19 protein-coding genes are annotated in these 19,479 nt (G+C 48.4%); 12 read left to right on the top strand and 7 right to left on the bottom strand.

Features of this window, described 5'->3' with window-relative positions; genetic code table 11:
* Window positions 1-66: 66 nt before the first annotated feature.
* From H1230_RS31180 to H1230_RS31170, 3 genes are read right to left on the bottom strand one after another with little or no spacing between them, the layout of a single operon-like run.
* A complete protein-coding gene (locus H1230_RS31180; protein ID WP_239713650.1) occupies window positions 67-525 on the bottom strand; it encodes an exosporium protein C in 459 nt (152 codons plus the stop codon).
* A gap of 21 nt (window positions 526-546) precedes the next feature.
* Window positions 547-978: an exosporium protein C gene (locus H1230_RS31175; protein ID WP_239713649.1), complete on the bottom strand. Its 432-nt coding sequence runs from the start codon at window positions 976-978 to the stop codon at window positions 547-549.
* Window positions 979-1,012: 34 nt separating this feature from the next.
* On the bottom strand, window positions 1,013-1,459 hold the full coding sequence (locus tag H1230_RS31170; protein WP_239713648.1) for a hypothetical protein: 447 nt from the start codon (window positions 1,457-1,459) through the stop codon (window positions 1,013-1,015).
* A 244-nt stretch (window positions 1,460-1,703) separates the two neighbouring features.
* Between H1230_RS31170 and H1230_RS31165 the strand changes: the two genes are divergently transcribed.
* The 8 genes from H1230_RS31165 to hxlB all read left to right on the top strand — a co-directional run bounded on the left by H1230_RS31165 (window position 1,704) and on the right by hxlB (window position 9,570).
* Window positions 1,704-2,489: a DUF6492 family protein gene (locus H1230_RS31165; RefSeq protein WP_239713647.1), complete on the top strand. Its 786-nt coding sequence runs from the start codon at window positions 1,704-1,706 to the stop codon at window positions 2,487-2,489.
* Window positions 2,490-2,574: 85 nt separating this feature from the next.
* The gene (locus H1230_RS31160; RefSeq protein WP_239713646.1) at window positions 2,575-3,930 is read left to right on the top strand and encodes a sugar phosphate nucleotidyltransferase; all 1,356 of its coding nucleotides are present in this window, start codon (window positions 2,575-2,577) and stop codon (window positions 3,928-3,930) included.
* Window positions 3,931-4,043: 113 nt separating this feature from the next.
* A complete protein-coding gene (locus tag H1230_RS31155) occupies window positions 4,044-5,069 on the top strand; it encodes a LacI family DNA-binding transcriptional regulator (protein WP_239713645.1) in 1,026 nt (341 codons plus the stop codon).
* A 267-nt stretch (window positions 5,070-5,336) separates the two neighbouring features.
* Window positions 5,337-6,113, top strand: a complete 777-nt coding sequence (locus H1230_RS31150; RefSeq protein ID WP_239713644.1) for a sugar phosphate isomerase/epimerase family protein — start codon at window positions 5,337-5,339, stop codon at window positions 6,111-6,113.
* Entirely contained in the window at window positions 6,104-7,063 is a 960-nt protein-coding gene (locus tag H1230_RS31145; RefSeq protein ID WP_239713643.1) for a sugar kinase, read from the top strand. The genes H1230_RS31150 and H1230_RS31145 overlap by 10 nt, the downstream gene beginning before the upstream one ends.
* Before the next feature lie 2 nt (window positions 7,064-7,065).
* On the top strand, window positions 7,066-8,367 hold the full coding sequence (locus H1230_RS31140; RefSeq protein WP_239713642.1) for an MFS transporter: 1,302 nt from the start codon (window positions 7,066-7,068) through the stop codon (window positions 8,365-8,367).
* Entirely contained in the window at window positions 8,364-9,029 is a 666-nt protein-coding gene (hxlA, locus tag H1230_RS31135; RefSeq protein WP_239713641.1) for a 3-hexulose-6-phosphate synthase, read from the top strand. Before H1230_RS31140 ends, hxlA begins: the two co-directional genes overlap by 4 nt.
* Window positions 9,022-9,570, top strand: a complete 549-nt coding sequence (hxlB, locus tag H1230_RS31130; RefSeq protein WP_239713640.1) for a 6-phospho-3-hexuloisomerase — start codon at window positions 9,022-9,024, stop codon at window positions 9,568-9,570. The genes hxlA and hxlB overlap by 8 nt, the downstream gene beginning before the upstream one ends.
* A 95-nt stretch (window positions 9,571-9,665) precedes the next feature.
* Here the strand turns inward: hxlB and H1230_RS31125 are convergent, their stop codons facing one another.
* Window positions 9,666-10,529, bottom strand: coding sequence for a Cof-type HAD-IIB family hydrolase (locus H1230_RS31125; RefSeq protein WP_239713639.1), 864 nt, complete (start codon window positions 10,527-10,529; stop codon window positions 9,666-9,668).
* Window positions 10,530-10,683: 154 nt separating this feature from the next.
* On the opposite strand from H1230_RS31125, the gene H1230_RS31120 reads away from it, so the two are divergent.
* Window positions 10,684-11,925, top strand: a complete 1,242-nt coding sequence (locus H1230_RS31120) for a DUF445 domain-containing protein (RefSeq protein WP_239713638.1) — start codon at window positions 10,684-10,686, stop codon at window positions 11,923-11,925.
* 124 nt (window positions 11,926-12,049) lie between these two features.
* Here H1230_RS31120 and H1230_RS31115 read toward each other — a convergent pair whose 3' ends face one another.
* Window positions 12,050-12,376, bottom strand: a complete 327-nt coding sequence (locus tag H1230_RS31115) for a P-II family nitrogen regulator (protein ID WP_154120807.1) — start codon at window positions 12,374-12,376, stop codon at window positions 12,050-12,052.
* A gap of 189 nt (window positions 12,377-12,565) precedes the next feature.
* Complete coding sequence (locus H1230_RS31110; protein ID WP_239713637.1) at window positions 12,566-13,681, bottom strand: glycosyltransferase family 4 protein; 1,116 nt, start codon at window positions 13,679-13,681, stop codon at window positions 12,566-12,568.
* 175 nt (window positions 13,682-13,856) lie between these two features.
* Here H1230_RS31110 and H1230_RS31105 point away from each other — a divergent pair, with 175 nt between their 5' ends.
* Window positions 13,857-14,630 (top strand): YheC/YheD family protein, encoded by a 774-nt coding sequence (locus tag H1230_RS31105; RefSeq protein ID WP_481857104.1) that lies wholly within the window; start codon window positions 13,857-13,859, stop codon window positions 14,628-14,630.
* Between the two features lie 2 nt (window positions 14,631-14,632).
* On the opposite strand, the gene H1230_RS31100 is transcribed toward H1230_RS31105, so the two are convergent.
* Complete coding sequence (locus H1230_RS31100; RefSeq protein WP_239713635.1) at window positions 14,633-15,454, bottom strand: hypothetical protein; 822 nt, start codon at window positions 15,452-15,454, stop codon at window positions 14,633-14,635.
* Window positions 15,455-15,748: 294 nt separating this feature from the next.
* Here H1230_RS31100 and H1230_RS31095 point away from each other — a divergent pair, with 294 nt between their 5' ends.
* Both H1230_RS31095 and H1230_RS31090 read left to right on the top strand, forming a co-directional pair.
* Window positions 15,749-18,847 carry a PAS domain-containing hybrid sensor histidine kinase/response regulator gene (locus H1230_RS31095; protein ID WP_239713634.1) on the top strand — a complete coding sequence of 1,033 codons (3,099 nt, stop codon included), beginning with the start codon at window positions 15,749-15,751 and terminating at the stop codon, window positions 18,845-18,847.
* Window positions 18,844-19,473, top strand: coding sequence for a C39 family peptidase (locus tag H1230_RS31090; protein WP_239713633.1), 630 nt, complete (start codon window positions 18,844-18,846; stop codon window positions 19,471-19,473). Before H1230_RS31095 ends, H1230_RS31090 begins: the two co-directional genes overlap by 4 nt.
* Window positions 19,474-19,479: the final 6 nt, after the last annotated feature.

Raw genomic sequence — 19,479 nt, 5'->3', positions numbered from 1 at the left:
TGAGATTTTTATAAATGGATGTATGTAACCGCCCCTTATCTTAAGAAGGCGGTTCTGCTGCTTTGACTAAGGCGTAATACCTATAGCTAAACCGGTAAACGTGATGGGTCCGACGACATTAGCCGTATTGCCTGCAGCCGCAATCTCACCAGTCAGTCTGTATACGACAAAGCCAGTCGTAGCGGGCACGTTGAAGTCAATCGTACTGAAAGAGGCAGTATAGAACATTTCCGTTAACGCTGCAGCTTCCACGTTTAAGACCTTGGTGAAAATTTGAATCCCCGGAGCGACATTGTTATCCAAGCGGAAAATCCGCAAGGTGACGATAGGATTGCCGCTGATTCCTTGCAAGCCTAATGTGCCTTTCAACTCTACACGATTGATTGCAGGAACGGGTGGAACGATGAAGATGCCAAGGTCGGCCAGTAGGATTCCTGGACTCACTGGAAGTATCACTGGAGCTGTGCCGCCTTTTGCGTTGCTGGGTACACTTGCTTTGTAATCAAGTAAATTATAAGTGCTCATAGCTATATAGCCTCCTTGTTATTAATTGGGAACAGGTCCAAAAGCCAGCGCACTTAAGGTAATAGGGCCGGCGACAGTTGCGGGATCGTTAAGTGCCAGTCGTTCTACGGTTAAAGTATAAATGTGACCACCCACAGGAACGTTGAAGTCAGCCGTAATCAAGCGCACGCAATAAAATTGTTCGGCTGCATTTTGAAGCCCTTGTTGGGAAGTGAAGATAAGGATTCCGTCACGGAATATGCGGAAGAGAACTTGCGGAATATTTAATGTAGCCGCAATCCCGATGGTTGCATTCAGCTCAACCCGGTTATTAGACGGGCTTCCTGGAGGTATTAATACAGATACTGCTGCCAATTGCACGAATAGAGGTGTCAAAGGTACTGTGATGGGTAGTGTTCCTGCTGCTGTAGCCGAAGGTACAATGGTGCCTGCTGCCAGTAATGATACAGCCATAATGCTCACTCCTTTAGGATAATAGAATAGTGGTCTACGAAATGGTTAATCCGCTGAACGTAACCGGTCCAACAACCTGGACCGTTGATAGTGCCACAACAGAAATAATAGCGGAGACATTCAACAAATATACGTGAAAGCCTGGCGGTACCTCCTCATCAATGGTGCTGAAGCTAATGTTATAAAAGTAATTACTTAACGCTCCTACAGTTTGTGTACCTAGCTGCGTGTTGAAGATTTCTTGCCCATCCCGATAGATGTGAAACTGCAGAGCATTGTTGAATGTAGGACCAATGTTCTGAACGCCGACATCAGCAGACAACAGAACGCGCCCGTTAGCCGCGGGTGTCAACTGCGGAATGAATACCCCTAGATCAGCAACTTGAAGCTGTGTGGGAACCTGTGGAATCGTGACTGGCGGGACCCCACCGGAAAAGCCATCGGGTACGCTGGCGGCATAATTCAGGATACTAATTGTCATGTTCATCCTCTCCTTCTTTTTTTATTGTGTTGCTAGAATAGTGTATTCAAGAAGATTAATAATTCTATGTATACTTTCCTAGTTTGCTAGATACTTTTAGTGCCTTTTTTTAATAATGGCTATTTAAGATTTATGAATAGAGACGTTGTTGCTATCTGCGATCTTTTTGTGAAGGCCCATGCCTTTTGCCCTGCCGGCTCATATCTATAAAGCAAATTCATTAATCTGGAGATGAGATGAACGTATGTCTTTGCCCACTATAGATGTGCTGATCCCGGCAATTGAGAAGGATTTGGCTACACTTCCCTATGTTATTGACGCTGTCCGAGCACAGGTTAAGCATCCAATCGGCCGTATTCTGATTGTCGCTCCCAAACAGCAGCGAATCCTGGATTTTTGTCAAACCAAGGGCTGCACATTTATTAATGAGAATTCGGTTCTGCCGCTGACCAAAAAAGATATCCACTACCGTTCCCGGACCTGGGAGCGTTCAGGCTGGCTGTTTCAACAATTGCTGAAGCTAAACGGCGACAAGCTGTGTACGGCTGACTATTTTCTCGTCATTGATGCCGATACAGTTCTAATTGCCCCGCACCGGTTCCGTGCGAAGGGGAAGACACTTTTTTACAGCCGCAATTGGAGCCAGCCCCAGTATTTCGTGACCTATAGAAAGCTGATGGGCCGTAAGGTGGCAGCGAAATCCTCTTTTGTCACCCACTATATGTTATTTGAGCGCACCAAGCTGGCCCGGATGAAAAAGGAAATTGAAGCAAAACATCATATGCCTTGGTATTCGGCGATCCTGCACAGCATGGACCGTTCGAAGCAATTTGCCTTCTCTGAATTTGAGACCTATGGCAATTACCTGTATTCCACTGACCGTAGCGGAATGGCAATCCGGAAGGCCCTCAATAAGGGGCTCCACATGAATGCAGGACAGCTCTCCAAGGCGCAGCGGAACAAGCTGGCGGAGAAGTACAGATCACTTTCTTTTCATAAACGCAAGGGTTACGTGAGAACGCCGAAGTAAAGAGTTCGGATGAAGATGAGGTCGCCGAGGATGTCGTATTAGGCCAAAGCGGTGAATCTATCATGTACGGAAGGGGGTGTTGGGCTTGCAGGTTGTACTCTTGTCCGGTGGATCGGGCAAAAGGCTGTGGCCGTTGTCGAACGAGGTCAGATCTAAGGCTTTTCTGAAACTTCTACCCAAAGCGGGCGGTGGGGTGGAATCCATGATTGAGCGGGTATGCAGAGGGCTGGCGGAGGCGGAGTTGCTTGCTTCAAGCTGTATTGTGACCCATCGCAGCCAGGTCGAAATTACCCGGAAGTCTGTAGGTGGGGATATTCCGGTATTGGCCGAACCGCTGAAACGGGGAACGTTCACGGCTGTTGCTCTGGCGGCAAGTTATTTGCATTCCGTTCGGAAGATTCGGCCAGAGGAGATCGTAGCTGTGATTCCGGTGGATTCTTATGTTGAAGCCTCGTTCTTTAAACGGCTCCAGCGGTTTCCCGAGGTGCTGGCCGAATCAGGAGCAGACCTGGCGCTGCTTGGAGCCACGCCGCAACTTCCCTCCACACAATTCGGATATATACTACCCAGAGGTACCTCAAGTAGTGCTGAATATTTACAGGTTGCGCAGTTCTCCGAGAAGCCGGATGAAGCTAGGGCCGAATATCTCATCTCCCAAGGAGGGCTTTGGAACTGCGGGGTATTCTCCTGTTCCCTGCAGTTCTTGCTCACCTGTCTGGAAGACAGAGGTCTCACGACTGTGTATCAAGAGCTGTTGGAACACTATAATCTGCTGCCGGAGCGAAGCTTCGATCGTGAGGTGCTGGAGAAAACGGAAAGTGCCGTTGTCATTCCCTACACTGGGCAGTGGGCGGATATCGGCAGCTGGGATGCACTAACGCCTTTTTTGCCTGGGGAAGTGACGGGTTTAGGAACGATATCGGCGGATTCAGAGGACACACATCTGGTCAATGAGCTCTCAATCCCGGTGCATGTCATCGGTGCACCAGGCCTGATCGTGGCTGCGGGCCCCGACGGCATTCTGGTTGCTGGCAAAGAGCAGGCGAAACGGATTAAGGAGGAATTGGAAGGCCAGGTGATGCGGCCGATGATCGAAGAGAAGCGCTGGGGCTGCTCCCGCATACTGGATTGCACCCGTACAGCCGAAGGTACGGAGATTACGACCTCCAAAGTCGCGCTGCTGTCCGGAAGGCATACGAGCTACCACCTTCACCCACACACGCAAGAAATGTGGTCTGTGCTTTCCGGGAGTGGGGAATACATCATAGAAGGGATGGTTCATCCAGCTACCGTCGGAGAGATGATTACAGTACCTGCTGGGGCAAGACATCTCCTGCGGGCAACGACACACCTGGAATTAATTGTTGTAGAAATCGCCTCCTCTCCCGGCACTTCTGCCACGGAGGATATTGTGCGGATTTCAGACAACTGGGAGGGGTAGGAGTCCCTTCTATTTGATCTCGTAAGTCATGCTGTCATTAGACAACTGTGAAGAAGCCATTTATAGTGAATATAATGACAGCTTGGACGTAAGAGCGATGGGAGTAAGGGACAATGGTCAAAGTAACAATTTCTGATGTTGCGGAAAAAGCCGGTGTATCTAAAAGCACCGTATCTCAATATTTAAGCAAGCGGTATCAGCATATGGGAACAGATACCCGGAGCAAAATCGAGCAAGCGATCGAGGAGCTTGACTATCAGCCCAATGTACTGGCTCGCAGTCTTAAGCAGAAGCGCACGTCGACAGTGGGTGTCATTGTAGCCAATATAATGCACCAGCTATCGACTGAAATCTGCCGTGGCATTGAGGACTACTGTCAGGAGCAGGATATCAACGTCATTCTCTGCAACAGCGACGAGGATGGTGGCAAGGAGCAGAAATACGCCGAAATGCTGCAGGCCAAGCAGGTCGATGGAATCATTCTGCTCCCTACAGGGAAGAACACTGCATTATATGCTAAGCTCGCTAAGCATAAGTATCCTATTCTGTTCATGGACCGCCGGGTGGAAGGCGTTAAGGCCGACACTATTGTTGTCAATAATCGGGAGTCTATATACGCTGCGGTAGCTCATCTAGCGGAGCAGGGACACCGGCAAATCGCTATTGCTACCGCTCCGTTGACGATCAGTTCGCGGGTGGAGCGTACCGAAGGCTATCGGAAGGCCATGGACGATCTTGGACTGGGATATAGTGAGCGAATGATTATTAATGCAGAGATTTCCAGCCTGAAGGACCGGTTCCGTGAGCTGTTTACCGGGGCTGAGGCACCAACAGCATTAATTGCCGGTAATGACCTGGTCCTACTGGAAATACTGGCTGTTGTTAAAGAGCAGGGGATGCGAGTGCCGGACGATTTGGCACTGGTCGCCTTCGATAATATCCCTTTCGCCCACTTGCTCACTCCGACCTTAACGACGATTAACCAGCCATCCCTGGAAATGGGCCGAAAAGCAGCAGAACTCATCCTCAGGCGCATCCGTTCAGAGGCCGAGGACTTGGAGCCTACCGAACTTGTTTTTCCATGTGAGCTTGCCATACGTGAGTCTTCTGAGCTTATCCTGCATAACTCAGGCACTTAATCGTACAGTAGATTTGATAGCTAAACCCTATACAGCCACTCTTCCCGCTAGCTTGGGAGGGGCGGTTTTTTTTTGCGATAGAGCAATTTAATCCGAAATGAGAGCGCTTTACAATAAAGGCTTGAAAAGAAAAGAGGTGGGGAGTATAATACAATCAAACATAAGTAAACCGATTTACTAAATCGTTTTACAAGATGCAAGATAAATTTTCTTCTTTCGGAATTTTCCGGTGATTTGCTTGTAATTCAAAAGTAAGGGGGATTTTCAATGAGTATGATTTATATTCCGGCTTCGGTGTTTGGAGCAGGAGTTAGCGAACAGCATAATCTGGCTGCTACGGTCCGTAGCAGCGGCGGTGATGGGCTGGAGTTCCGGCGTGAGCTATTCCCACCAGGAGAACTTCCGCTTATAGCCTGTCGGGAAGCCGTTGAACGCGAGCGTCTGCACAGTGTATACTCCGTTCCAATAGAATTGTGGAAAACCACAGGGGAACTTAACGAAGTTGGATTATTGAAAGCGCTTAAGGAAGCGCAAATGTTAAGGCCGGAAATGCTAAAGGTATCGCTGGGGCATTTCAACAGGGAGTGTAAGCTGGAGCAGGTGGAGCGGTTGAAACAGCTGCTTGAAGATCACCGTCTGCAGGCTGGGCAGTTCACTCTCCTGATCGAGAACGACCAGACGCCTTACGGCGGTAAGGCGGAGAACCTGTTGTTTTTTTTCGAAGCGGTTACGAGGTACGGTCTCCCCGGGGTGAAGTTGACGTTTGATACAGGCAACTGGGCATACTGTGGCGAAGATGCCTTTGCCGCTGCGGAGATGCTGGCTCCTTATGTCGCCTATATTCATTGCAAACATGTCGATTCGTCGACTGGAACCTGCATAACTCTTCCTCTGCCACCAGAGAAAGATGCACCATGGCGAAAGCTGCTGAAGCTGCTGCCTGACGAGGTTCCCCGCGCTATTGAATTCACACTGCCGCCAGGAGAACGCTTGAACTATTATGTCAATCTGCTGCGCGAGAGAGGAGAGATACTATGCACTTGAGAGATGTGGTCACGTTTGGCGAAGCCATGGTTATGTTCGCTGCTGACAGGCCGGGAGAGTTAAAGGACATTGGGGCTTTCAGTCGTGGCTTGGCCGGTGCGGAACTGAATACAGCGATTGGCTTTTCTCGTTTGGGACTAACGGCAGGCTGGGTTAGCAAAGTGGGCGTAGATGTCTTCGGGGAATACATTCGTGAATCGCTGCTTGCCGAGAAGGTTGATATTGCTGGAGTAACCGATGATGCAGTCCATCCGACAGGATTTCAACTGAAATCAAGGGTGCTGGCGGGCGATCCGCAGGTGCAGTATTTCCGCAAAGGGTCGGCGGCGAGCACGCTGGCAGGTGGAGATGTTGACCCAGGCTATTTTACCAGCTTCCGTCATCTGCATCTGACGGGAATTCCAGCAGCGCTGAATGCAGGAACGAGAGAATTCACAAATGCTGCGCTGAACTGTATGAGAACAGCGGGACGGACGATTTCTTTTGATCCTAACCTGCGGCCTTCGCTCTGGTCCTCGCGTACCGAAATGGTAACGGTGATCAACGATCTGGCCGTTAGGGCAGATTGGGTACTGCCGGGAATAGAGGAGGGTGAGATTCTGACTGGCTCCAGCGATCCGGAACATATCGCAGCTTTTTATCTGGAACGTGGTGCTTCGCTTGTTGTCGTCAAGCTGGGACCGGAAGGTGCCTACTACCGTACGCGTGAGGATGAAGGAACCGTTACTGGCTTTAAAGTGGAGCGAGTAATAGATACGGTAGGCGCAGGTGACGGCTTTGCCGTCGGCTTGATCAGCGGATTGCTGGAAGGGCTGAATATTGAGCAGGCCGTACAGCGGGGGAATGCGATCGGAGCCTTGGCCGTGCAGTCAGCGGGAGATCATGAGGGTTATCCAACCTTTGTTGAATTGGAACGTTATCTTCAAGATCAATTGATGGGAGCGAAATGACAATGAAGACGAATAAGACGAACAAGACTGGCTTATCTGCAACACGCTGGTTGCGGCTGATTCCCATTGTATTCATTACGTACAGCCTTGCTTATCTGGATCGTGCCAATTACAGCTTCGGTGCAGCATCCGGGATGGCTAAGGATTTGCAAATCTCTGCGTCAATGTCATCGCTGCTGGGAGCGCTATTTTTCCTAGGGTACTTCTTCTTTCAGGTGCCTGGGGCACACTATGCCGAGAACAAGAGCGCCAAGAAGCTGATTTTTTGGTCGCTGATTCTCTGGGGATTTCTTGCTGCTGCGACAGGCATCATTCATAGCGTTCATTATCTGATTGTTATCCGTTTCAGTCTTGGTGTTGTAGAGAGCGCTGTCATGCCTGCGATGCTCGTCTTCCTCAGCCACTGGTTTACCAAAAAGGAGCGCTCACGGGCCAATACCTTCCTGATTCTTGGCAATCCTGTAACAGTAATGTGGATGTCGGTCGTTTCCGGCTATCTGGTCTCCTCTGTGGGCTGGAGATGGATGTTTATTCTCGAAGGTGTGCCGCCGATTATTTGGGCGTTCTTCTGGTGGAGACTGGTTAATGACAAACCGTCGGATGCAAAATGGATGAATGGAAGCGAAAAGAAGGCCCTGGCAGATGCACTCCAGGAGGAGCAGCAAGGACTCAAGCCGGTGAAGAATTATGGAGAAGCGTTCAGGTCGCCTCTTGTTATCAAGCTGTGTTTGCAGTATTTTTTCTGGAGCATTGGGCTCTACGGCTTCGTCATGTGGTTGCCTTCGATTATTAAGGCCGCACCGAACATGGATATGATTGCGACTGGCTGGCTAACGGCGGTTCCTTATGTGCTGGCGGTGATCGCGATGCTGAGCGTCTCCTATTTCTCCGACAAGACACTGAAGCGTAAAGCCTTCGTCTGGCCGTTCCTGCTGGTCGCAGCCATTGCCTTCTATGCCTCATACCTGCTTGGCGCGGATCATTTCTGGATCTCGTTCGTGCTGCTGATTATCGCTGGTGGTGCAATGTACGCACCTTATGGTCCATTCTTCGCGATTATTCCAGAAATTCTGCCTCGAAACGTCTCTGGCGGTGCGACAGCATTGATCAACAGTATGGGAGCACTCGGCTCCTTTGTAGGTTCCTATATTGTTGGTTATCTTAACGGCTCCACGGGTGGTTTTGGAGCTTCCTACATTTTCATGGCGGGTTCGCTATTGCTGTCAGCGATTCTTACGATGATGGTAAATTCTTCACGAAAGGAGCGGGCGGAGAAAGCTAAGCTGGAGGTGTCTACGCAATGAATATCCAGCTTGCGCTAGATCGGATGAGTATAACAGAAGCGGTGGCAATGGCTCGGTGCACAGAGCCTTACATCGATTGGATCGAAGTGGGCACCTCGCTTATCAAGGAGTACGGCATGGCTTCGGTGGAAGCTATGCGGCGTGAATTTCCGCAAAAGGTAATTGTGGCCGATATGAAGACCTTTGATAACGCCAAATACGAATTTGAACTCTGCTTCAAGGCGGGAGCCGATGTAGCGACTGTAATGGGTGCCGCACCACCGGTTACGGTCAAGCTATGTGTAGAGACTGCTGAACGGTTCGGCAGGCAAACGATGATCGATCTGCTGCATACTTCACCGAAGCAGCAGCGGGAGCTGTCAGAGTACACTCAGGCGATTCACTGCCTGCATATTAGCAAGGATCAGCAGGAGGTTGAAGAATCTCGGCAGGTTGCTGCGAGCAACGGTGCAGAGCTAACGAGTCTATCTGATACAATGGTGCGTCTGCAAATGGCCGCCGCCGGTGGGATTACGCTGGAATCACTGCCAGAGCTGTGGCCACTGCGGCCAGCCGTACTTATAGTTGGCTCAGCGATTACGAAGGCTTCGGACCCAGCGCAGGCAGCTCGGGCAATTAAAGCATGGATTGAAGAACAGGAGAGGGTGTACAAAGATGAGTAAGCTGAAAGAAATTCTGTCCGAAATTTCCGAGGTGCTGGGGCGCTTTGAGGAGTCAGCAGCAGAGGAGACCGCATTTCAATTGCTTGGAGATAAACGGATCTTTGTAATTGGTGAGGGCCGCTCGGGGCTGATGGCTAAGTCATTCGCTATGCGGATGATGCATCTTGGAGCAACTGTATATGTGATCGGTGAGACGATCACCCCATCCCTATCAGGGAATGATATTCTGGTGGCTGTCTCCGGTTCTGGCACAACGCAAAGTGTCGTCTGGACGGCGCAGAAGGCACAGGAAATAGGCGCTTTCATCATTGCTCTGACGACCAACAGAGAGTCTCCCTTGGGCAAATGTGCTTCCCGGCTGATTCTCATTCCGGCGGCGACGAAGCACCGCCGGGAAGGAGAACAGCCGAGCATACAGCCGTTAGGTTCCCTGTTCGACCAGTGCGTTCACCTTGTACTGGACAGCGTGTGCCTGTCTTTTGCCAAGCTGAGCCAAATTGATAATGCTATGGCGCTCAAGCAACATAGCAATATGGAATAGGCAATAGACTACCCCATTCACCTCAGAGCAAAAAGACTGGAAGCATAGACTTCCAGTCTTTTTGCTGCACAGAGTAGTTGGACGTCTGGACAGCTTTATTTCTGATTAAAAAGATATTGAAGACCGACGGCTACTCCATCCTCCTCGTTACTGAGAGTGACATATTCGGCAGTATCCTTAAGAATCTGTGCCGCATTAGCCATGGCAATTCTGTAGGCGGCCATCTCGAACATTGGCAGATCATTATAGCTGTCGCCCATAACTGCAACATGACCCAGGGGGATGCCGTAATGTGCAGCCAGCTGGGCTACACCGGAGCCTTTGTTGGCGTCCTTATGATTGATCTCAATATTATTTACATGTGATGCTGTAATAATCATTCCGGGAATCGCGGCAAATCGAGTAGAGGCTTCCTTCAGCAGCTCACGGTTCAGAGAGAAAGCCAGTGCTTTATAAATGACATTCTCATCTTTACTCCACACTTCCTCCATGTTCTCCACGTAGGTTACGGAAGCCTGTTGAAACTGCTGGTCGATCATGGCTTTCAGCAGCCAGCTAACCTCCTCCGGTACTTCCTCATCACTGAGCGCCGCTAATTTCTCCAGCTTTACTCGCTTGTTCAGCTCCGCATAAACGGTATCCTCTGTGTAGACCTCATAATACAATTCCGGAATTTCGTTCATCCAGCGCAGAGCAGGAATGATATCTTCCTTGTTAAGCGGCTTGCTCGCCACCAGCGTCTTGTCAGGCATTGTAATGACTGCCCCGTTCAGACTAATTACAGGGCATTCCAGATCGACCAGCCGCAGCTGTCGCTCCGCATCCATGTAAGAGCGTCCCGTAGCGATAACCACAATATGGCCCAGCTTCTGAGCTTGCAGGATCGCCTCACGATTACCGGGGCTGATATTACCTTTCTCGTTCAGTAGTGTTCCATCCATATCCAAAGCAATCAGCATGATGTTGGTATCTCCTTGTCGTGTGAAAGTTGTCCCCCTTCAAGGGCATTAAAAGTATTCTTGTATCTTATCATTAATTGCCACATTTTCAGAATGGAGTTCACTCGTGGTACAATGTTTGTTGGAAGTTGTCATACCGTAAGGGGGAATAATCATGAAATCCAGAAATTTAGCCACGACTTCACTCGCCATTATGGCGATTGGCTTTCTAATCACACTTTTTTTGCCGGAAAATCTGGCTGTTATCCTACTCAGAGGTGGCTTTGAAGCCGGTTTGGTGGGGGGGATTGCCGATTGGTTCGCGGTCACGGCGCTATTCCGCCATCCACTGGGCTTGCCTATTCCGCATACTTCTCTGCTGCTCAAGAACCGGGATAAAATCATTCAGTCGCTGATCTCCGCCATGGAGAATGAGCTGCTGAATAAAGAGAGTATTGAGAACAAGCTGCGTAAGATTCGTATAGTGTCGCTTGGTTCCAAACTACTGACAAAGTTTTTCAGCAGAAAGAAGGCGAGAGCTGAACTACTGCAACAGCTTGGCGAGTTTGTGCTTCGCCTTCCGTTAGATAAGGCTGTGCCTTATATTCAATCCGCAGCCGCAGAATACATTCGTGAAGCAGAGCTGGGAATATTCGCAGATAAGATTACGACTAAATTAATGAACGATGGCAAAGATGTAGCAGTCCTCGATTATGCATTGGCGGGAGTATCCACGTGGACGGAACGTCCAGAAACGAAGGCTATGTTAGGCAAGCTTGCTAGTGAGAAGCTGTCTGAGGTGAAGCTTGGCGGATTTAAGGGGATGGCTTTTCAGGCTTTTGTCGGATTTACGGATGACGATATGCTGGGTGGAATGCTGCAAGGGATGCTGCAATCCGCTATTCGTGATTTCCGTGAGGAGGACAGTCCATACCGCGAGGAGGTCATCCGTGAAATCCGAGTGGCGCTATTCCAGCTTGTGAGCGATGAGACAAAGCTGGCCTCAATAAAGGAATGGGCATTGAACGAGCTGCAAAGCGAAGCTGTCACTGGCTTTCTGCAAACGCAATTGGAACAAATCCGCGACAAGGCAGTCGGCATTGTGGAAGCAGACCAGACAGTTGGTGGACGTAAGCTATTCGGCCTTTATGCCATGCTTGTACGCCGTATCAGCAAGGAAGAACAGTGGATTCAAAGCTGGGAAGAGCGAATTCGTGCTTCGTTGATCAGCTTCGTAGAGGCTAACCATTTCCGGCTTGGCCTATTGGTCAAGGAGAACCTGGATAGTATGGATGATGCTAGTCTGGTGAACATGCTGGAGGATAAAGTGGGCAAGGATTTGCAGTGGATTCGTGTTAACGGAGCCTTATGCGGTTTTGTCGTAGGTCTTGTTCTTACGGTAGTCCAACTGTTCTGATGCAGGATTAATATAATAATGGAGAATATAATTAAGGCAACAAAATTGTACCTGGGGCGGTTAATATCCGTTCCCTGTACAGCTTTGTTGCCTTTTTTTCGCGAAATTTATGTTTTGATTCGACCTACAGCTGATTTTTACCATTGCTAATGGTATAGGCCTCATGTACAGGCAATACGAATATTTTACCGTCTCCGAAGGAGCCATGGTCTCCGGTTTTCGCAGTTCTCATAATAATACTAAGTACATCCTCTTTCTCATCATCCTGAATGACAATGATCAGCAGTTTCTTGGAGATTTGATTATAGTGATTGTCTCCGACTTGAATCCCCTTTTGTTTCCCGCGACCCAGTAAATCCATCTTACTGATGGATGGAAAGCCAGCAAGCATTAACTCAGCCATGACCTCATCGGCTTTCTCGGGTCTTACGATTGCTTTGATCATTAACATAATGATGCACCCTTTCTACAGCGAAGAATATGTGTATAGGGGTTGCCAATTTCATAGGTGTAAGTATAAATGAGTAGATGCGCTTAATGGCAACGCTTACAATATCAGTATAAATTTTCTGGTTGTTGAATCATGTGAATAACGTCACAAATTCAATGTTACAGAGTGTCGCATAGCTGCGGTAAAGCGTTAAGACAAGCTCTGCGATTGCGGCAAAAGAGACAAGTACAAGATCTCCAGCCGTGCAGCTGTATGCTTCCACTCGAAGGTCTGCAGCGCATCCATCCGGCCCTGTGCTCCAATCTTTGCTGCCAGCTTGGGATTGCGGCCTATGCGCAGCAAACATCTGGCAAAAGGTAGAGACTCACGGTAGCGTTTTACCAAGTAACCGTTATGCCCAGAGATGATAATCTCCTTAATCCCGCCATTGCTCGAGGCAACGACAGGAAGTCCAGTAGCCATTGCCTCCACATTAACCAGACCGAAGGATTCGTGTCTTTGGGAGGGACAGACGAAACAATCGGCGGCTTGATATAGGCCGTGGATCTCCTCATGGGCTACGTTTCCGAGAAAAGAAACCGATACACCCAGCCGCCGGGCCAATAGCTTCAACTGCCGGATGTAGGGCGCTTTCCCCTTGCCAGCGATGATGAGATGAGCAGGCAGGCGTGAATTCAGGCGCTGCATAGCCCGAATTAGCACGGGGACGCCCTTGCGGGGAATCACCCGACCAACGAACAATACTGCAAAACCAGGTGGAAGCTGATACAGCCTGCGCAATCGCAGCTTCTCCGCAGCTTGTGTCGGTACGAATCGGGACAGGTCAACTCCCAGAGGGACAATGCTGATCTTCGGATTCAAACGGGGGAAACGGCGGGCCAGCCTTTGCTGTAACGAGTGGCTGTTGGCAATAACCAGATCGGCTTTGCTGAGGTTCCCGGCGATTGTTGCTGTAGGCGGTACAAAGGTTAAAGAATGCAGAAATAACAGCACAGGAGTATGGGGCAGCTGTTTCTTAACAGCAGCCATCAGCAACGGGCGATTATCTACCTGAATCACATCGAACCGCTCACCCTGAATGTAGTTCAGCACCGCTGTGAGATAGTGGGAGAGGCTGTCCGCAGGTAAGCGGATGATGCTTACTCGCTCCTGCTCATTAGAGTCAGGAAGTCCCGGCGTTCTCCGGCTTACAATAGTAACTCTATGCTGGTGGGCAAGTAGTCTGGCAATTGCCCAAATGCAGATTTCGACTGAACCGTCTCCAGGAACCGGGAACTGCTCCGGAGCAATGATACAAATATGCATGCCTCATGCCTCCTTGATCTCAGTTACCCTCTCAATTACCACCATATGCGGCTTCTTAGGCAGAAGATACAGTTCCGAGCGCGGAGCAGGCGAACACCTCATTCCATTAGTGCAGCGGACGCATAAAATACTAAGGGTTACTGAGGTCGAGACACTTATTGAGGGACAGGAGAGAGTGCAATTGGGAACAAAGCCAAAGTCAGGAGTAATGAGTAAATGGATTAAGACCAAGGTATTGATGCAAAGCTCGGAAATTTCACCGTTGATTCCGGAGACCACAAGATTCACTAAGACTAATTTAAGAAATATGCTGCTGAAATACGGAATGGTCTACGTTAAGCCGGAATGTGGTACCTATGGCAATGGAGTAATGAGAGTTGAACAGACTAGAGATCAGGGCGGGACAGCTTACAAGTATCAGAGCGGTACCAAGATTAAGAATTTTGGAGGCTTTGAAGACTTCTATCGGTCGTTAAAGAAATCAACCCATGGACGCAGCTACCTGATCCAACGAGGAATTGCTCTACTGAAGCACGGAGGCCAGCGCTTTGATATTCGTGTAATGGTCCAGCTCAGTCCGCGTGGTAAATGGGAAACGACGGGTCTGATCGGTAGAGTAGCTCAGAGGGGTAAGATTGTCACTAACTATCACAGTGGAGGTAAACCCACTGCCGTGGAGAAGTTGTTAGCTCCCCATTTAAGTTCTGCACAGCAGGATGCAGTGCTGCGAAATCTGGCTAAGCTTGGACGCGATACCGGACGGTTCTATCACAAGAAATTCCCGGGCTTTAAGCAAATTGGTGTCGATGTGGGATTGGACCGCTCTATGACTCCCTGGATTATTGAAGTGAATACCAATCCTGACCCGTACATCTTCAATCAGCTGGCCGATAAGAGCATGTACCGCAAAGTAATGTCTTACCGACGAGCGCAGAATAAGAAGTCTTAATTCTATAAGCCAATTTGCTTACTTGTAGTTGAAATGATAACAGTAACCCTTTGCTCCAATTCGATGATTTTTTGTTTGCTTGCTGAGATCTGCCGATAACCGGACAAGAGTGAGGATAGAGACTGTGAGGTTAGCGTAGGACTTTGCTTGCGAATGGCGGCTTTAAAATCACTCCAGTCTGCGGAAAGACGTTTATTTAGCGAGGTGACAATACTTTTTTGAGACTTGATCGACGTTTGAGGACTTTCAATACCGCTTAAGGTTTTACGAGCGGCGGTTATTTTTTTAGTGCGGGCATCTTTGGCTACCTTTAGCTGCGCTTGTTTGCCACGAATGTCTTCACGAGCTAGCTGAACTAGGATCTTCATGGCATCTCCTTGAGCGCTCAGTACGGCATTTAAGGTTTTGTCCTTGAGGCTCTTGGCAATGGTAATGCGGCGGCTAAGTGCACTGTATTGATCAAACAAAGGCTGATAGCGCTGCTTTGTAGTGCTTACAGTTGCTTCCAGCCCGTTCACTTTGGAGGAATCAATCTCCTTGATATGCTGACGAACGACAATCAAAGCCTGCTCGTTATTATAGTGCAGCATACGGATTTGCTCCTCCCGGCTGTCATATTGTACCTTTAGCATGGATAAATCGCTGTAGAGTCCGTTTAACTTGACCCTTACAGAGCTCTCCGCACTTGCCGCAGTCAGATCAAAGGCCGCTTTAATAGAAGGTGTTAATTCAATGCTGGATGAAGAAGCTAGAACTCCTACCGAGGATATCAGCATGAGCAGAATTGACAGCAATACCATCGTAATAGTCTTAAATTTAATCATTTTTATCCTCCCCTTCATTTATATCATCGCAACAAAAAAAGCACCCGCAGCAAAGGCGAAAAGCCTTTGTTACGGGTGCTTCCAGCGTAACAGGTCACGAATAATATATTGCTTATAACTATAATGTGACCTTGTATAATCGTCAATATTTATAATTTTGATTGTTGAGCTTTAATAGAGCATTTGCACATTTATTTCCTTGTTTCTCTTAACGTATACTGGGTTAAGATAATGAAGAGTTGAAGAGATTGCTTAAGTAATAAGTAGATCGCGCCTGAAGGAGGCCTGGTAGAAGTGGATAACTTGGCAGAGAACGATAGCATTCTGGATCAAGCATTCATGAAGTCTCCGGTGGGAATGGCTGTACTGACATCGGAAGGTAGATGGGTCAAGGTTAATCCTGCATTTTGCAATATAATCGGGTATACGGAATCCGCAATTCTTGCGGGCACTGTTTTCTGCTGGGAAAATAATCAGCCAGGTCAGCAGGGAGGACTCACTCTTAAAGAGGTAATGGATGATCTGCTGCGTTCCCCTGGTGCTAACACTATAAAGGAACAACGTTTTATTAATCTGGCAGGACGTCCGGTATGGCTTTTACTTACCTTCTCATTACTTGAAGCGGGACAAGCTTTCACAAATATAATGGTGTACGCCCAGGATATTACAGATCGCAAAATTGCCGATCAGTTAACGGTGGATAGCCGTGACCTGTACGATTTATATATAAAAGATGATCAAAATATCATTTCGTTTACTCTGCCTGATGGGACCTTTAGCTTTATATCTCCTTCTAGCCTCTCTCTGCTTGGATACTCCCCAGAGGAGATGATCGGAACGAGCCGGTTGGAATATTACCACCCTGAAGACGTTGAAGAAATGAAGCATTCTGCTATTATTTTGTCGAACGACACCTTCATCCGCCGTCTTCGTCACAAGGAAGGCCACTATATATGGATGGAGATTTCTTTTCATGTTATCAGGGACAGGAATCATGAGATTACCCGTATTATGGGCATCGGCCGTCACGTGTCAGAGCGCCAGCAGATGGAGCAGCAGTTGCGGGAGAGTGAACGTAATTTTAGATTAATGTCGGAGAATTCGCTGGATTTAATCTCACGAATTGCTATTGAGGATAGCCTTTTTTTGTACTGCTCTCCCGCTAGTCGTGCGCTGCTTGGTTATGAGCCAGAGGAAATGCTGGGAACTAGCGCTTATACGTACCTTCACCCGGATGACTTGGCTATGCTGATCAAATTCATGGAACACAGCCAACAATCGGGATTTATTCTGCCTATATCCTTCCGTTATCGCCGCAAGAACGGCACCTATGTCTGGTTGGAGACGAACAGCCGTTTTATCTATGATGACGATGGAAATATCGTCGAGATTATTGCTGTCGCCCGTGATATTACAGAGCATAAGCAATTCGAGTCGAGACTTCAGGAGAATGAGCAGCGTTATAAATCGTTATTCGAGTATAATCCCTCGGCTGTGTACTCTATGAATTTACAAGGGAACTATCTAACGGCGAATGCTAACCTGGAGAAGTTAACCGGGTATTCTCTGGATGAACTGATCGGTAAGTATTTTGGTCCTATTGTGCATGAGAAGGACATGACCAAGACCCTGCATCATTTTACACTGGCGGCACAAGGGCATCCGCAAAGCTACGATCTCACCCTCATTCATAAAGATGGTCATTCTGTGGAAATTAACACTATCAATATTCCGATTATTGTGGACGGGCAGGTTGTTGGCGTATATGGAATTTCCCGAGATATTACAGAGCTCAGACGATATACTGAACAAATTGAAAAGCTGGGCAATGATTATACGCTGATCTTAAACGCAGTATCAGAGGGCATATTCGGTCTCGATATTGAGGGGAGGGTGACGTTTATCAATCCGGCGGGAGCGAACATGCTGGACTTCGATTATGAGGAAATTATGGGCCATCTCTATTTGAAGCATATTCAACAGACAACACCTAACGGTATCCATTACCGTCCGGAGGATTCGCCGCTTATGCAGGCCATCCAGTATGGAAAATATTATCAGAGTAAGGATGCTGTTCTGTGGCGAAAAGATGGCGCTAGCTTTCTTGCTGAGTGTCAGGTTACCCCGCTGTTTGATAAAGGAGAGCGTATTGGTGCAGTTGTAGTCTTCCGCGATATAACGGACGAGAAAGAAATTATCCGAGCAAAGGAATCTGCGGAGAAGGCCGATCAAGCTAAATCTGATTTTCTGGCCATTATGAGCCATGAGCTGCGGACACCAATGAACGGGATTATGGGTATGACAGATCTGCTGGCAGATACGGAACTAGATGAAGAACAGCGTGGGTATATGGATATCATTAGTCAGAGCAGTAATTCATTGCTGTATATTCTGAATGAGGTTCTGGATTTCAGTAAAATTGAAGCCGGTAAAATGACGATTGTGCACGAACAGGTGGGTCTGCAAGCGGTATTGGAAAGTGTAACCGAATTATTCTCGGCGAAAGCCCTAGAGAAGAATATTCAGCTAACCTGCACCGTTGCTGCTGACGTTCCCCCACTGATTATGGGGGATTCAGCACGGATACGCCAAGTGCTGCTCAATCTCGTTAGCAATGCAGTTAAATTTACAGAGCAGGGCAACGTTTGCATTCACGTAGAAAGAGAGCCTTGGCCCTACATGAAGAAACAGGCTTTGAAGTTTAATGTCAGAGATACGGGAATCGGTATTCCAGCTGAGAAGCAGAATCTGTTGTTTCAATCTTTCTCGCAGTTGCATCCGTCGCTTAACCGTAAGTATGGTGGAACAGGTTTAGGGCTTGCCATCTGCAAAAAGCTCGTGGAGCTTATGGGTGGAGCGATTGGAGTGGAGAGCAGGGAAGGTAAAGGCTCGAACTTTTACTTCTTATTGCCAGTACATGCTGAAAGTGACTATGAGGATTGCTTCGAAGAGGTAACTGCTACAGCAGAAGTAGCCGTTAAAGAAAGCCTTCTCTCGCCTGCAGCCAAATATGGCCCGTTGCGGATTCTAATCGCTGAGGATCATCCAATTAATCAAAAGCTACTCCTGACGATACTGCAGAAGTGGGGGTATCAGGCAGATTTGGTGGAGAATGGGGAACAAGCACTGCAAGCAGTGCTGCTAGTGCCATATGACCTTGTGTTTATGGATCTGCAGATGCCGTTAATGAGCGGACTTACGGCGGCCGCCCTAATCAGGGATCGTGTTCCACAGGAACGCCAGCCCATAATCGTCGCAGTGACAGCATATGCTAGAAGTGAAGATCATGAGAAATGTCTGGCAGTAGGGATGCAGGATTTTATCAGTAAGCCCTTTCTTGCCTCAGAGATTGAACGGATATTACAGCAGCGATGGGAGAAGATATCCATATGAAGCCGGGACAGTCCCATCATAAGCTGACAGTAGAACCTTACACGCAATGGGAACCCGGTGTGGCTTCACCCGCCTCGGCTTGCGGGCCAGCAACGATGGCCGCATTAATGGAATATTGGAGTACTCGTCAGGGGAAGCATTTTATTGGCGGGGAAAATCATTTTTATTCCAAAGTGGAGCATATTAATCACATGTACAGTCATCATGGGGGAACCCCTTGGGGAATGAGCGTGCGCAGCTTTATAAGAGGAATCAAAGACTACATAGGAGCTTCTTCTGAAACGGAGGCACGGTACCAACTTTCGCTAACGACCTTCAAGGATATCAACAGATATATAGCGGAAATCGATGCGGAGCGGCCGGTAGCTATCAAATTCGACAAGTGGTTCACTTTTCGCTGGAGAGGGAGATATGCTTATGCTTACCATTGGGTGCTCGGAATAGGATATGAGACGTTTGCGGATGGCGCGACTCCTATCCTCATTGTTCTTGATAATGGTATCAAGTATAAAGATGGTGGCTTTGCCCCCAGTAAAGAACGGCGCATGCTCTTTTCTCCGAATAAGGGCATCATTACGATGGTAGCTCTGAATATCATAGAAGCTAGTGAACCGAAGGAAGAATAACAGTTC

Origin of the sequence: Paenibacillus sp. 19GGS1-52 (genome assembly GCF_022369515.1) — a bacterium.
GTDB lineage: Bacteria > Bacillota > Bacilli > Paenibacillales > Paenibacillaceae > Paenibacillus_AQ.
Note: the sequence above shows the minus strand (reverse complement) of the source record. Positions and strands in the feature narration are given on the sequence as shown.

Coding starts and splice junctions, on each gene's coding strand:
- H1230_RS31180 (WP_239713650.1), bottom strand. CDS start 525: ATGAGCACTTATAATTTACTTGATTACAAAGCAAGTGTACCCAGCAAC.
- H1230_RS31175 (WP_239713649.1), bottom strand. CDS start 978: ATGGCTGTATCATTACTGGCAGCAGGCACCATTGTACCTTCGGCTACA.
- H1230_RS31170 (WP_239713648.1), bottom strand. CDS start 1,459: ATGACAATTAGTATCCTGAATTATGCCGCCAGCGTACCCGATGGCTTT.
- H1230_RS31165 (WP_239713647.1), top strand. CDS start 1,704: ATGTCTTTGCCCACTATAGATGTGCTGATCCCGGCAATTGAGAAGGAT.
- H1230_RS31155 (WP_239713645.1), top strand. CDS start 4,044: ATGGTCAAAGTAACAATTTCTGATGTTGCGGAAAAAGCCGGTGTATCT.
- H1230_RS31150 (WP_239713644.1), top strand. CDS start 5,337: ATGAGTATGATTTATATTCCGGCTTCGGTGTTTGGAGCAGGAGTTAGC.
- H1230_RS31145 (WP_239713643.1), top strand. CDS start 6,104: ATGCACTTGAGAGATGTGGTCACGTTTGGCGAAGCCATGGTTATGTTC.
- H1230_RS31140 (WP_239713642.1), top strand. CDS start 7,066: ATGAAGACGAATAAGACGAACAAGACTGGCTTATCTGCAACACGCTGG.
- hxlA (WP_239713641.1), top strand. CDS start 8,364: ATGAATATCCAGCTTGCGCTAGATCGGATGAGTATAACAGAAGCGGTG.
- hxlB (WP_239713640.1), top strand. CDS start 9,022: ATGAGTAAGCTGAAAGAAATTCTGTCCGAAATTTCCGAGGTGCTGGGG.
- H1230_RS31125 (WP_239713639.1), bottom strand. CDS start 10,529: ATGCTGATTGCTTTGGATATGGATGGAACACTACTGAACGAGAAAGGT.
- H1230_RS31120 (WP_239713638.1), top strand. CDS start 10,684: ATGAAATCCAGAAATTTAGCCACGACTTCACTCGCCATTATGGCGATT.
- H1230_RS31115 (WP_154120807.1), bottom strand. CDS start 12,376: ATGTTAATGATCAAAGCAATCGTAAGACCCGAGAAAGCCGATGAGGTC.
- H1230_RS31110 (WP_239713637.1), bottom strand. CDS start 13,681: ATGCATATTTGTATCATTGCTCCGGAGCAGTTCCCGGTTCCTGGAGAC.
- H1230_RS31100 (WP_239713635.1), bottom strand. CDS start 15,454: ATGATTAAATTTAAGACTATTACGATGGTATTGCTGTCAATTCTGCTC.
- H1230_RS31090 (WP_239713633.1), top strand. CDS start 18,844: ATGAAGCCGGGACAGTCCCATCATAAGCTGACAGTAGAACCTTACACG.